This is a genomic window from Novosphingobium marinum (assembly GCF_013408095.1).
Classification (GTDB): Bacteria; Pseudomonadota; Alphaproteobacteria; order Sphingomonadales; family Sphingomonadaceae; genus Novosphingobium; species Novosphingobium marinum.
This window is the reverse complement of the sequence record NZ_JACBZF010000006.1, coordinates 12,883-26,621: the sequence shown is the minus strand read 5'-3', so window position 1 is coordinate 26,621 and position 13,739 is coordinate 12,883. Positions and strand designations below refer to the sequence as shown.

Sequence of the window (13,739 nt, the reverse complement as noted above, 5' to 3'; positions counted from 1 at the left end):
CTCGCCCTCACGCGAGAACCACGCGCTCGCCGTGTTCGGGCACCCGCGCCTCCCACCCAAGCCGTTCGGTGATGCAACGGCGAAACATATCGGAGGCCTCCGGCTCACCGTGAGTCACGAATGTCTGGATCGGCGGATCCTCGAAGCCGCCAAGCCATCGCAGGAGTTCGCCCTGGTCGGCATGGGCAGACAGCATGTCGAGAGTGGCAACCTCTGCGCGCACAGGAATGAACTCTCCGTGGATCTTCAGTTCGCTGGCACCATCGCGCAGGGCTGCGCCCCGTGTCCCGCCAGCCTGGAAACCGGCCAGGAGGATCGAGTTGCGGGGATCGGGGGCATAAGCTTTGAGATGATGCAATATCCTTCCGCCCGTCGCCATCCCGCTGGCCGCGACAATGATTTTGGGCATGGGGTCGCGATTGAGGCGCTTTGAGTCCTCGACGTCACGGACGTATTCGGCAATGCCGCAGGCCTCCCGACACTGCTCTTCTGTTAGGCGGTGCTCTCCAACATGGTCGCAGAAGATCGAACTTGCGTTGACCGCCATCGGGCTGTTGAGGAAGATCGGTACAGGACCAAACCGTCCGCGGCGACGCAGTTGGCTCAGATGAAACAGCAGCGTCTGCGCGCGTCCGACAGCAAATGACGGGATGATGACGCTTCCACCGCGCCCGATGGTGCGGTTGATGACATCTTCCAACGCGGTTTCGGGGTCGGTCTCGTCATGGTGTCGGTTGCCATAGGTCGACTCGACGACGAGATAGTCTGCTCGCGGAACGCGCACCGGATCGATCATCGTTGCTGCGGAGTAGCGGCCGATATCGCCCGAAAAGACGATCCGCTTCCCGTTGCAGTTCAGCTCGATGCTGGCCGCCCCGAGAATATGCCCCATTGGCCGGAAGATCGCGCTGCAGCCTTCGGCAACCCTCGTTGGTTCGTCGAAGCCGGTCGGAGCGAAGGAGGCAAGCGCCGCCTTGGCATCGCGTTCGGTATAGAGTGGAAGAGCCGGGGTGTGTTTGCTGAACCCGCGCTTGTTGGCATAGCGCGCGTCCGCTTCCATGAGATAGCCGCTGTCCGGGAGCAGGAGCTCGCACAGCTTGAAGGTCGCGTGCGTGCTGATCACGGGGCCACGGAAACCGTCGCGGACAAGCGCCGGAATGAAACCCGAATGATCAAGATGAGCATGCGTGAGGAGAACGGCATCGATATCGGCCGGCGCTACCGGGAGCGGTTGGCGATTGCGCAGGCGTAGCTGCTTGAAACCCTGGAACAGGCCGCAGTCGACAAGGATTTTGCAGTCGTCGGTCTCGACGAGATATTTCGATCCGGTAACCGTACCGGCACCGCCCAGAAAAGTAAGTTGCAAGGTCATTGGCGCCTTCCTCGGGTGTGGAGCGGCACACCGCGCCGCTTGATGGATAGAGACGCGCTCGCTCGACTATAGTTACAACCCGAACGTCCCGCGCATTGTTTGCTCTGCCGCATTTGTCCGGGCCTGTCTGGGCGTTGTCGGCCGCTCAACCGCTGGAATTATCCCGCTTCGACAGGAGGGGCAATGCGCCAGCGGTATGCTGCGGGTAGCACAGCATCACGCAGGAATCGGGCTCGCCGTGGGGCTCCGATCGCTTTCTCCGGACTCCGCTACGCTGCTGCCGATACCTTCCATTCGCGTCCTTTTGAGGAGCAGTGCATTCACGGCCACGAGCGCGGAGCTCCCCGACATGGCGATGGCGGCGACCGCCGGGCTGATGATCAGCGGGTAGAGGACCCCCGCCGCGACCGGAAAGGCAATGACATTGTAAGCGACAGCCCAGAACAGGTTCTGGTGCATCTTGCGCAAGGTTGCTTTCGAAAGAACGATGGCGCCGACCACGTCATAAGGATCGCTGCGCATAAGTACGACATCGGCGCTTTCCATAGCGACGTCGGTGCCGGCCCCGATCGCAAAACCCACATCGGCCTGGGTCAGCGCCGGCGCGTCGTTAATTCCGTCTCCAACCATGCCCACGCGCTTGCCTTGGGCCTGCAACTCCTTGACTTTATCGGCCTTCTGTCCGGGCAGGACGTCGGCGAGCACGGTGGCGATGCCCAGCTGTGCCGCCACGCGCTTTGCCGTGCCCTCATTGTCGCCGGTCAGCATTGCCACTTCGACCCCGCGCTTGCGCAGCGCTGCGACGGCCGCAATGGCGGTGGGGCGCGGGGCGTCGGCGATGGCGATCAGACCGACCAGATCGCCTTTGTGCGCGACGTGAACGACCGTCCGTCCGGCACCCTTCAGCTCGTCCGCCGCTTCGGACAAGGCGCCTAGTGGGACGTTCTCCTCGTCCATCAGTCGGCGATTGCCGAGCAGCACCGTGCTGCCACCGACCAGCGCCTCTGCGCCCATGCCTTCCCGGTTGTGAAAGTCGCGGACGTCGTCGAGCGCGAGATCTCCTGCGCGGTCAAGGATGGCGAGTGCGAGCGGATGTTCCGAACCACGCTCGACCGCGGCGGCGAGCCGCAAAACATCCTCGTCGGACCGGCCTTCCGCAGCGACGATGTCGACCACATGCGGCTGCCCCATCGTTAGCGTGCCGGTCTTGTCGAACACGATGACGTCGAGTTTGGTCGCATCCTCGAGCGCGCCGGCATTCTTGAACAGGATACCGTTGGTCGCGCCGAGCCCGGTCCCGACCATGACCGCCATCGGGGTCGCGAGTCCCAGAGCATCCGGGCAAGCAATGACGAAGACGGTTATCGTCAGCGTGACGGCGAACAGCAATGGCGCGCCGAGCCACCAGAACCATGTCGCAAAGGTCGCCAGTCCGATAAGGATCGCGATCAAGACCAACCACTGCGACGCGCGGTCGGCAAGCAGCTGCGCCGGGGCCTTGGAATTCTGCGCTTCCTGGACGAGCTTGACGATTTGGGCCAGCGCGGTGTCGGCACCAACCTTGGTTGCCTTGTACCGGAAGCTGCCGCTCTTGTTGATCGATGCGCCGATGACTTCGTCGCCGACCGCCTTGTTGACCGGCATCGACTCGCCGGTAAGCATCGATTCATCGATCAGCGAGGTTCCTTCGACGATTTCCCCGTCGACGGGGATCTTGTTGCCAGGCTTGATGATGATCGTCTCGCCCACCTGGACTTCGGAGGTGGCGATCTCCACTTCGCGGCCTTCGCGAATGACGGTCGCCATCGGCGGCGCGAGATCGAGCAGTGCGCGAATCGCCTGCGACGCCCCGGCGCGCGCGCGCATTTCGAGCCAGTGGCCGAGCAGGATGAAGACCAGCAGGACCGCGACTGCCTCGTAGAACTGCACACCGGGAAAGAGGAAGGTCGAGCCGACGCTGAAGAGATAGCCTGTTCCAACCGACAGCACGACAAGCACCGCCATATTGAGGATCCCGTTGCGCAGCGCGCGCCAGGCGGCGACGAAGAACGGCCAGCTGGGATAGATGACCGCAGCGCTCGCGAGGAAGAACAGCCACAGATCGAGGCCCAACCCGAAAGGCGGAGCAGGCGGCGTGAACATGCCGCCCATTGGCGAATAGACGAAGATCGGAATGGTAAAGAGGAGAGCCACCAAGAACCGGTTGCGCATGTCGCGGACCATCGCTTGCATGTCGGCACCAGCGCCGTGTCCCATCTCGTGCGCCATGGCATCCTGCGCGTGCGCCTTGCTGGCAGCCGCAACTCTTTCGTGGCCGGCATGAGCGGATGGTACCGGGTTGGGGCCTGGCTTGCAGACATGTCGGGGATGGACCGCGCCGCGGCAGCGGAACCCGCAGGAGAGCACGGTCCGGCGCAGCTTTTCCTCGCTCGTCAAACCCCCGTCAAAATCAATCGTAACGCTTCCCGAAGCCGGATTGGCGACAGCGCGACTGACGCCGTCCTCGGCTTCCAGTTGTTTCTCTACGCCAAGATGATCGAGTTCCTCGAAGAGGCCGCCGACCTCAAGCGTCACTTTTGCCAAACCAACCTCCAGAAGATTCTTCGTTCTCTCGTCCGGCAGCGTGCACTCCGGATTCGTTGCTCGCTTGGCAAAGACGCTTGAACACCGACGGAATTACACCGTGAGTTCGGATTCGCTCTTTCACGGTATCGCGGCGCGACCAATTGGCTCGCCGCGTCCGCCTCGGATCGGCTCAAACGGTTCGCGCCGCGAACAGATGGCATCGCCAAAGACAACCGACATTCCCTTCGCACGCTGACGTGCGATGATTTCGGCATCGGTATCGAGCGCGACATAACTGATGCGCTGAGCGTCCAGCAGATCAGCCAGAAGATGCCCAACCCGGCCGAAGCCGCCGATAATCACGTGGGCTTCCCCTGTAATCCCGAGGTCGGCAGGTACGAGGGTGCCATTCTCCCGCTTCTCCAAAAATCGGCCCAGCAGACGGCCGGCGGCGGAAAGGGCCGGGGTGAGAAACATCGTCAAGATAACCACCATAAGCATGAACTGACCGACAGTTGGGTCCAGCACACCGACCGCAAGCCCGGCAGCGAGGACGACAAATGCAAATTCGCCGCCTTGGCAGAGCAGGACCGCAGTCTCCGCAGCGACGGCGGTGGGCTGCCGGAACGCTTTCGAAACCACGAACAGGGTCCCAGCTTTGAGTGCGACGAGGCCAATCACTGAAAGTACGACCCAGCCCAGCAACTGCCAGACGGCACTCACGTCAAGGCTCATGCCAACGGACATGAAGAAGAGGCCCAGGAGTAGGCCCTTGAAGCGCTCAATATCACTGGCGATCTGGTGACGATACTCGGTGTCTGCGAACAGCAGCCCAGCAAGAAATGCGCCGAGCGCCATCGAAAGGCCCGCCTGTGCCGTGAGTGCAGCGGTTCCAAGCACAATCAGCAGGACGGCGGCCAATAAACACCTCGCGGCTGCCGCTGCCGCCGACGAACCGCAACAGCGGCCGAATAGCAATGCGTCCGACGGCCAGAATGGCGGCGATAATGATAGCAGCCTGAAGGATCGCCCGTGTAGCGGCTCCGGCCAGCGACTCGCTACCTTCCGCGCCGGCCACGCCTACGAGAAAGAGGATGGGGACGACGGCGAGGTCTTGAAACAGGAGGATACCGAACGCCGCGCGCCCGGACCGGGTGCCAAGACGCCCTGTCTCAGTCAAACTCTGCATGACGAGCGCGGTGGATGATAATGCCAGACAAAGCCCTAAAATGGCGGATGCGATCATGGAGTTGCCGAAGGCGTAGGCGATTGCCCCGATGATGGCAGCGGATGCGCAGACTTGCCCGGTGCCAAGACCGAAAACGATCCGTCGCATCCCCCACAATTGCCTCGTTGAGAGTTCAAGGCCGATCATGAACAGCAGAAAGATTATGCCGAGCTCAGCGACGCGACGGACACCGTCGACATCCGCGATGACGACATAGGCGAGCAATGGCACATCCACGACAATGCGATTGAGACCGTGCGGCCCAATCAGGAGACCGGCAAATAGAAATCAGAGGACAGAGCTGACGCCGAGTTTACGGACGGTCGGGATCACCAATCCGGCAGCCGCGAGGAAAACAAAAATTTCCCTCAAGTAGGGAATTTTGTGATCCAACAGTTAAGCCTTTCTAATAGCTGCCATTGAAGCGAATTGCTCGCACGCTGCCGATCTATGACCCGGTAACGGTCGTCTCGCTTGTAAATGGGAGTTCGGGATACCCGGACGATAAGGGTCAAGGAACATCAGGAATTTTGAGGTGCGTCACCCCGCATCGCTTTTGCCTCCCTCCTCCACCAACAGGAAGACTGTAAACTTTCCCCGATCCAGCGCCACGACATTCCGTCACTCGGCGAGGAAGCGCTCGGATTTTGCTGTGTCCATTCGCGCGCCGGAGGCGAGCGCCGGCGAACGCCGCAAGAAGAACATCAGAACCATCACGCTCATGATCGCCGCAAAGAAACACCAGACCGATATGAACCAGGTTAGGTAAAAGATGCCGGCAAGAAGAAACGACACGATCGCTGCGATGCCAAACCATCGCACCCAGCGGTGGCTCGACAGAAGAGGGCTTATGCAGGTTCCCAAAATATACAGAGCCATGACGATTTTAACGTAGAAGTGGGGTGATACGTAGTCGATATGTCCCTCGGCAGCTGTAGCCACAATCGGAAGCCGGATGAGGAAATAGAGCAGATAAAGACCCACTGCTGTTCCTCCCGCAACCGCTACCAGCAGCGCCTTGCGGCGCCATTTCACAGGTTCGAGAAAATAGACGGCGAGCGGGACAAAGATTGGCCAGAGTACGTGTGAAAATATCGAATAGGCATAAGTCAGCACGGTACTGAGAAGCTGCGTCTTGTCAGGGAATGTCAGCCAAAGTGCGCCCTCGATCAATTGCTGAACGCCAAACAGGAGCGGTATCGCTGCATATGGCCGCTCGGCAGGGTTCCGCGCAAGGCGTATGCTGAATGCACCGGTAACCAGCAACGCTGCTCCGGCGGTGAAACTAGCTGTGGCCGAAAAGCACATATTTGACCTTACCCCCGCAAATTCACGCGCTCATTCTCAATCGACCCTCGCACATTCGGCGGGGACCCGTCTCGATCGACACATGCTTGGGAACTTCCAAAGATGCCACACTAGAGTGCGTACCGCGCGCAGACAAAGATCCCAAACATAAGGCAACCTTGCGTGATCGGGAAGACTGATGTCACGGATAAGGGGACCCACGAGCTCGCGGTTCCAGTGTAATACGTATCCGTACCAAGCGTCTCAATGGGCGCCGGAGGTGCAACGCCCGACAGCAGGGGAGTGCTGGCCCGATCACAATAGCCTTGATCCTTGCCGCGCTTGCGCCGCTCATTGCGGTCCTCGGACTGCTGGTCATGCTTCGTTTGCCTGCCGCCGTGGCGATGCCTATCAGCCTTCTCGTTACCGCCCTTGTGAGCGTCGTCATCTGGCGTGTGCCGGTAATCCAGGTTCTTGCTGCCGCCGCCGAGGGGACGGTGATCGCGGCATCGATCGTCTGGATAGTCTTCGGGGCGATTTTCCTGCTCAAGGTTCTCACGGCAGGCGGAGCCATGACCGTCATCCGGGACGGGTTCACCCGCATTGCCCCTGACCCCCGCGCGCAAATTATAGTCATCGCCTGGCTTTTCGGGGCCTTCCTCGAAGGTGCTGCTGGTTTCGGAACCCCGGCCGCGATCACCGCACCCTTGCTTGTCGCTCTGCGCTTCAAGCCAATGGCAGCCGTGGTGCTTGCGCTGATTGCCGACAGCAGCCCTGTTTCCTTCGGCGCGATCGGCACGCCCGTCGCAATAGGCCTCGCGCAGGGTCTGGAGGAAGACGGACAGGTCGATGCGGCAATCGCGGCCGACGGTGACCAAAGTTTGGAAACCATGCTCGAGGCAGTCGCGGTTCAGGCAGCGATGATAGATCTTTTTGTCGGCAGCCTCATCCCTCTCATCATGATCCTGATCTTCACGCGTTTCTTCGATGTGCGTCAAAGTTGGAAGGCCGGTCTCGCGGCGTGGAAATTCGCCTTGGCGGCCGGCTTTGCCTACACGCTGCCCGCACTTGGCGTGGCGGCAATGCTCGGGCCCGAGCTGCCCGCGCTCATCGGCGCTCTTTGTGGTCTAGCGATCATCGTTCCGATTGCCCGGAAGGGATGGCTTTTGCCGGATGGAGGGCTGAGACCAACTTTAGAGCACGGCGCCCTCGTCGCCTCCCCGATGTCACTCAAGCGTGCCTGGTCACCCTATTTGCTTCTCGCGGTGATGCTTGTCGTTACGCGGATCGAAATCCTGCCGTTCAAGAGTTGGTTGAACAAGGTTTCCATTCAATGGAACGGCATCTTCGGGACAGAGATCAGTGTCTCGGTCGCGCCATTCTACCTGCCAGGCGCCATGTTTGTTGTCATCGCCGTGCTGACGCTTCGCATGCACCGGATGAACCTTGCCCAGGTCCGAACTTCGCTCAATGAGGCTGCCCGAATCGTCGGAACGAGTGCGATGGCACTGGGCGCAGCGGTGCCGATGGTACGCATTTTTATCCAGTCAGGCGTAAACGACGCTGGTCTTCGCAGCATGCCGATGGAGCTTGCCAGCTTTGCCGCTGGCGGTGTCGGGACGAAATGGCCGCTGGTCGCTCCGTTGCTTGGCGCCCTTGGCAGTTTTCTTTCAGGTAGCGCCACATTCAGCAATATGACATTTGCTCTTTTGCAGACGCAGGCCGCTGAGCAGGTCGGCATGCCAACAGTACTGGTGCTCGCCGGACAAATGCTCGGTGCGAATGCCGGCAACATGGTATCTGTGCTGAACGTGGTAGCCGCAGCCGCGGTGGTTGGTCTGATCAGGGAGGAAGGAACGATCATTCGTTTCACCTTCCTGCCGATGCTCATCTACGCGCTGGCCTCGGGCACGATCATCTTTGCGCTCATGCTGGCGTCGTGACAATGGATCGCGGGCTCCGGCAGTTCGATCACTGTCGCACGGCGCGGGGCTAAATCATGCCGAGGCCACGAACATTATCCGGTAAAAGTGGCCAATAAACTTGCCGCCACTTCACCTAACTCTGAGCCGCTAAATTGGGTAGCGGCATTTTCTTGCTAACCGGCGAGACGGGCGACCTCATCCGCCAACATTCGCTGCGATTGCTGGAAGAACTCCCGAGCGTCCAGGCCTGGCGGAATCGGAGGTAGAAGCGAAACTGTAATGACGCCGGACCGCAGGACAGATCCGGCCGGCCAGAAGCGCCCGGAATCGTGAACGAAAACAAGCGCGGGCAGGCCAAGCGTACGATACAACAGTTCCACGCCGCGTTTGAAAATGATTGGCGATCCGACCGGTTGGCGTGTGCCTTCTGGAAAAATCAACAGTGATCGGCCGTCGGAAAGAGCATCCCGGCACGCTGTCACCATGCTTCGCACCGAGCCGGTGGTGTCGCCTCGATCGATGATGACCATGGGAGAATATCGAAGATACCAACCCAGAACGGGTATTTTGAGAAGTTCCTGCTTCGCGACTATGGCCAGATCGGGAAATAACACGAGTGCCGCAATCGTTTCCCAGGGCGACTGATGATTTCCCAGAATCAAGGCTGGTCTGAGAGCAATATGGCAATCGCCGTGTACGCGATGTATTATACCGGTCCACGCGGCAAGGAGTGCCAAGGTCCCTCGCGCCCAGAGCCGCGTAATTCTGCGCACAACTCGCGGAGGTCTTCCGCTGAGGCAGAGAACAGGAATCAGAGGCGCGAAGCTTAGAGTCCAGAGAACCCAGGAAGCTTTGAAAAGCCATGTTCTCAGCGTGAGAATGTGGAAATGCCTTCCATTTGCGTGCCGCGCGGACCCATGCCGAGGGTTCAGATGGGCCATCAAAAGAGACGCGTACAGGGCACAGGAATTACACAAGCACCTGTTGCACGGCGCGCGGACCTGGCTCGTGGTGCGCGGGCGCGGTTCGAAATCTTCGATGGTGATGATGGCGCACTCGGATCGGCCAACTTGCCGTGTCGACGAGCTGGGTGAAACTTCATGGAAGCTGGAAAGGACGACAAAAGCCGACCTTCCCGAGCGCGTTGCGATATCCGGGCGGCCGGAAGATCGGCTTGCTGGGAGGTTTCCGAGCTTCAGAAATGTGTGGAAAGCGGCGGGCCGCAGGCTATGATCGTCCTTATTGCGGTTTTGGTCTCACCGATAAGGGCAACCGGCACAGTTGCGATTCCCGCAGCTCTGACAGGCGCATCATTGCCGCCTGCAAACACTGCATCCCCAAAGAACATCATCTCGTCCTTGCGAATGCTGACCACCTCGGCAAAGCGCGCAAGCCCGTAGGCCTTGTCGACGCCGCGCCGTGTAATATCGAGCGAAGTCGCTCCACCGATACGAATCGAAAAGGCTGGCAACTTTGGCTCGAGGAAAGCTTTGAGCCGCTGACGTTTGCGAAGATCGGGATCCCAGCTTCGTTTTTGGTCGAGTGGCGCCTGCTGGCCGAGACCGGAAAAGGTGATCTGCGTACCTCGATCCTCGATCCGATCGCCCCAGCTCTGCCCGGCATCCAATCCGATCGCCGCGATTGCCTGTAGCAGCGCTGCGTAGATCGCGCTGCGCTCAGTTTCAGTCAGTTCATCGGCATAGATTTGCCGCCAGCGGCGCTCATATTGGAAAAACTTGCTTCCGGAAGTGGGCAAGAGAAAGAGCCGGGACAGGTCAGCGACATCGGGCAGCCGTCCGAGCAGCTGCTTGTCGAATTGGGGCCAGTCCCCGCCTGAGATGACCGCAACCGCCATATGATCGAGCAGGCTGGCCAGAAGGCCACCCATTTCGGCATCAATCGGCTGCTTGCTTTCAGCCAGAGTCCCGTCGAGGTCAAATATGGCGATCGATTTCATGGACGCTCTTTCAAATCCGAATTCAGATTGGGATAGCCACCGAAAACGAGATGCGCGCGCGCTGGGGTCGCGTTTGGCGCAGATCCGGCGATCTCCAATTCAGCCCTCACACTCGCCCATTCACGACAAGCCGTGGCGCATCTGCGCGCAGGGGATCACTGGAGCCGGCCTGCGAAAAGGATGTCTGTGGTTGGGCCTCAAAGTGGGGTTCCGCTTGTTGTAGCGGGATGGGCCGGTTCGCAACATCGCCAATTATCATTGCATAACGTTGCGCCACCGCCGACCAGGTCATTGTGCGGCCGAGCGCAAAGGCGCGTGCCTCGGTCTGGCGTCGCAAGCTGAAGTCCGACAGGAGGCGGCCGACGGCACCGGCCATCGCCTGCGGGTCGCTGAACGGCACCAGCATGCCGCGGCCGTCCGCCAGCAACTCCTGCGCATGCCAATAGGGAGTCGAGACGACCGGCTTTCCCAGGCCAACGGCATAGGCAAGCGTGCCAGAGCAAATCTGCGCCTCGTTAAGATAGGGCGTGACATAGATATCGCAGGCTGCGAGCAGCTGCAGCAGATCGGGCAGATCGACATAGCGATCGACAAAATGGAGATGGCTGGCTACGCCGAACTCGTCCGCCAGTTTGCGAAGACTGTCGCGATAGCGCTCCCCCTCGCTCGCGCGCAGGTGCGGGTGGGTCGCGCCGACGACCGCATAGAGAAGGTCGGGATTGGTCCGGACCAGTTGCGGCAGCGCGGCGATCATCGTCTCGATCCCTTTCCCCGGTGAAAGCAGGCCGAACGTCATGGCAACCGAGCGCCCGCCGAAGCCAAGCGCGTGCTTCGCGCGCTCTGAATCGGACAGAGCAAGGTCGGGAATACCATGCGGCACAACAGCAATCTGGTCTGCCGGTGCAGCATAGATCTGTTCCAGCATCTCACGGCCCTTTTCGGCCATCACGACGAGACGGGCCGAATGCCTAATCAGTTCGGCCATGACCCGTCGCTGATCGTCATCCGGTGTGCTCAGAACTGTATGCAAGATGGTGACCAGAGGTTTGCGAAGCTGGCGCAGGAAGCTCGCGAGATAGGATCCCGCCGGACCGCCATAAAGCCCGAATTCGTGCTGCAGGAGAACGGCATCGACAAGCGAGGAGTTCAGATACTCGGCGGCGTCGGTGTACGTCCGGGCATTTTGCTGTTCAATTTCCAGACCAACTTCCGCAGGGTAATCATACGCTCCAGCTTGATCGGTGACCGCAATCATCCTGCAACCCATTTTGGGCAAACCGTGCACGATCGCGCCGCGCAAATCCTGTGAGAAGGTGGCAATTCCGCATTGCCGGGGCACATAGCTGCCGACCATGGCGATCTGAGGGCTGGCATTCACGACGTTGACTGGATGCATGGTGGATTCTTCACTCGGTCTGTGTGGTAGGACGAGGCGGTTGCCGATGCTCTCGGGCAAGGTTCGTCCCCTGGATATTGACAAGGACGCGGAGTGAGACTTTTCCTTACGAAAAGCGCGCGCCGCGCGCCGCGCGCCGTATGACAACTGTAAGAAGTCGCGCATCGAATCGTCCCTGTGGGCGTTTGATAGGCGGTCCAGAATGGGATGCTATTCATCCGGAGTGCGCATGGCCCGGTAGCGTGGGATCCGAGATGCAAACAACACGGAGCTGCCAATTTCTCCGAATACCGACTGCCCGGCACGGGACGCCCCCCACTCCTCCATCCCGTGCACGGGGAAGGGCGGCACGTCCAAATCCTGGCGTGTCGCCCTTTCATCTGTCGTCCTTGCGGAACTGGCGCCAATGGGCATTCTCGTTGACGGTGGCAGGTTCTGGGATGGCCGGATCGGCTGCACTGATAGTGCGGCCGGCCCGGCATGAACCTGACAGATCCCATTCCGCTCGCTTACCTGACGCTGGAGTGGACGATCCGCCTTGTCATGCTCGTGACTGTCACATCACGGCGCTCGCCGGAGGAAGCTCGCACCTGGCTTCTGTTCGCTCTCTTTCTTCCGATCCCGACGTTTTTATTTTATCTTATCGCCGGCCAACCGAAGGCACCGCGCTGGCGTCGGCGGCGGTTCGCCGAGGGGCAAATCCTGCTTGCGCGCGCGGCCCGGCAAATCGTCCATTCGCGCCATTGCCTGCGGCCGGCGGTGTCGGGTCATCTGGAATCAGCCACGCGCTTCGTCGAAAGCCTCAGTCGATTTCCGGTGCTGGGCGGAAATGCAATCCATTTTCTACCTGATTACGAAGGGGTAATCGATCGGCTTGTTGAGGATATCGAACAGGCAAGCGATCATGTTCATCTGACGACCTATATTTTTGCGGATGACGCAAGTGGCGACCGGATTATGTCGGCGCTGCTGCATGCCGCGAAGCGCGGGATCGATTGCCGCGTGCTGATCGATGCGATGGGTTCGTTTTCCTGGGCATCTTCCGTCACGCGCAGACTGAGGTCGGGAGGTGTCGCGGTCGCTCGCGCGTTCCCCGTCGCATTTCCAGGTTTGGGCAAGGTGCGTGCGGATATTCGCAATCATCGCAAGATCGTCGTGATCGACGGGCAGGTGGGCTACATCGGTTCGCAGAATGTTATCGACAAGAAGGCGTCCTCGGGCCTGATCAACAAGGAACTTGTCCTGCGCGTCGAAGGGCCGATCGTGCTCGAATTGCAAGCGGTCTTTACCGCCGACTGGTTTCTCGAACGAGGGGAGGTGCTCGACCGGAGCCAATTTTTTCCACATGGGCGCGCCAAGGGCAAATACGCCGCTCAGCTTCTGGCGAGCGGTCCGGAATATCCCCTGGCGGGCGCAGGTCCGTTAGTGGTTGCCCTGGTTCATGGCGCGCGGCGCAGTGTCACTTTGACGACCCCATATTTCATTCCGGATGAATCGCTTCTCCAGGCTCTGAAAACAGCCGCGATGCGCGGGGTCGAAGTGCGGATCATTCTTTCGCATGCTAGCGATTCCTGGCTCGTAGGCTTGGCGCAGCGATCCTATTATGGAGAATTTCTGAGCGCCGGGGTCGCGATCTATCTTTACCGCGAGGGGCTGCTGCATGCCAAACACATCAGTATTGACGACGAGATCGTCCTCATCGGATCGCTCAATCTCGACATGCGCTCCTTTTATCTCAATGCCGAGGCCAGCCTAGTTTGCTACGATCGAGAGATTGCTGTCGATCTCAGGATGGAACAGCAGCGCAATCTGGCCGTTAGCGATACGCTCAGCCTGGAGGCTTGGAGGAGGCGGTCCTTCCTCGCGACCTTGGCGCAGAACATTGCACGGCTCTTCGGCCCTCTCCTTTGAACGCTTCACCACCCCCGCGCGGAGCATTGGCGGAGCTTCCTCGGCAGTGATTGCTCGTAATTAGCCTTGTCGATCAGGGTGCGCGCAGCCAGTATGCG

Annotated in this window: 10 protein-coding genes and 1 pseudogene; 3 read left to right on the top strand and 8 right to left on the bottom strand. The window is 60.1% G+C overall.

The window, feature by feature from the left end; genetic code table 11:
* Window positions 1-7: 7 nt before the first annotated feature.
* Both FHS75_RS14740 and FHS75_RS14735 read right to left on the bottom strand, forming a co-directional pair.
* On the bottom strand, window positions 8-1,372 hold the full coding sequence (locus tag FHS75_RS14740) for an MBL fold metallo-hydrolase RNA specificity domain-containing protein (protein ID WP_179408461.1): 1,365 nt from the start codon (window positions 1,370-1,372) through the stop codon (window positions 8-10).
* A 216-nt stretch (window positions 1,373-1,588) separates the two neighbouring features.
* Window positions 1,589-3,604 carry a copper-translocating P-type ATPase gene (locus tag FHS75_RS14735; RefSeq protein ID WP_229735670.1) on the bottom strand — a complete coding sequence of 672 codons (2,016 nt, stop codon included), beginning with the start codon at window positions 3,602-3,604 and terminating at the stop codon, window positions 1,589-1,591.
* Between FHS75_RS14735 and FHS75_RS17955 the strand changes: the two genes are divergently transcribed.
* Window positions 3,599-4,036 (top strand): hypothetical protein, encoded by a 438-nt coding sequence (locus FHS75_RS17955; protein ID WP_229735671.1) that lies wholly within the window; start codon window positions 3,599-3,601, stop codon window positions 4,034-4,036. The genes FHS75_RS14735 and FHS75_RS17955 overlap by 6 nt on opposite strands.
* Before the next feature lie 39 nt (window positions 4,037-4,075).
* On the opposite strand, the gene FHS75_RS18125 is transcribed toward FHS75_RS17955, so the two are convergent.
* The 3 genes and pseudogenes from FHS75_RS18125 to FHS75_RS14720 form a co-directional block, all read right to left on the bottom strand.
* Window positions 4,076-4,837, bottom strand: a complete 762-nt coding sequence (locus tag FHS75_RS18125) for a cation:proton antiporter domain-containing protein (protein ID WP_229735677.1) — start codon at window positions 4,835-4,837, stop codon at window positions 4,076-4,078.
* Window positions 4,725-5,438: pseudogene (locus FHS75_RS17945) on the bottom strand (cation:proton antiporter domain-containing protein); the annotation flags it as partial. The pseudogene FHS75_RS17945 and the gene FHS75_RS18125, both read right to left, overlap by 113 nt.
* A gap of 348 nt (window positions 5,439-5,786) precedes the next feature.
* Window positions 5,787-6,473: a DUF6629 family protein gene (locus tag FHS75_RS14720; RefSeq protein ID WP_066850754.1), complete on the bottom strand. Its 687-nt coding sequence runs from the start codon at window positions 6,471-6,473 to the stop codon at window positions 5,787-5,789.
* A 305-nt stretch (window positions 6,474-6,778) separates the two neighbouring features.
* On the opposite strand from FHS75_RS14720, the gene FHS75_RS14715 reads away from it, so the two are divergent.
* Complete coding sequence (locus FHS75_RS14715; RefSeq protein WP_229735673.1) at window positions 6,779-8,395, top strand: L-lactate permease; 1,617 nt, start codon at window positions 6,779-6,781, stop codon at window positions 8,393-8,395.
* A 155-nt stretch (window positions 8,396-8,550) separates the two neighbouring features.
* Here the strand turns inward: FHS75_RS14715 and FHS75_RS18120 are convergent, their stop codons facing one another.
* The 3 genes from FHS75_RS18120 to FHS75_RS14700 form a co-directional block, all read right to left on the bottom strand.
* Window positions 8,551-9,318, bottom strand: coding sequence for a lysophospholipid acyltransferase family protein (locus tag FHS75_RS18120; protein WP_083988182.1), 768 nt, complete (start codon window positions 9,316-9,318; stop codon window positions 8,551-8,553).
* A gap of 254 nt (window positions 9,319-9,572) precedes the next feature.
* A complete protein-coding gene (locus tag FHS75_RS14705) occupies window positions 9,573-10,334 on the bottom strand; it encodes an HAD-IIB family hydrolase (protein ID WP_179408458.1) in 762 nt (253 codons plus the stop codon).
* Between the two features lie 106 nt (window positions 10,335-10,440).
* Window positions 10,441-11,790: a glycosyltransferase family 4 protein gene (locus FHS75_RS14700; RefSeq protein WP_172593103.1), complete on the bottom strand. Its 1,350-nt coding sequence runs from the start codon at window positions 11,788-11,790 to the stop codon at window positions 10,441-10,443.
* Between the two features lie 420 nt (window positions 11,791-12,210).
* Here FHS75_RS14700 and cls point away from each other — a divergent pair, with 420 nt between their 5' ends.
* Window positions 12,211-13,641, top strand: a complete 1,431-nt coding sequence (gene cls / locus FHS75_RS14695; RefSeq protein ID WP_119083574.1) for a cardiolipin synthase — start codon at window positions 12,211-12,213, stop codon at window positions 13,639-13,641.
* The last annotated feature ends 98 nt before the right edge of the window (window positions 13,642-13,739 follow it).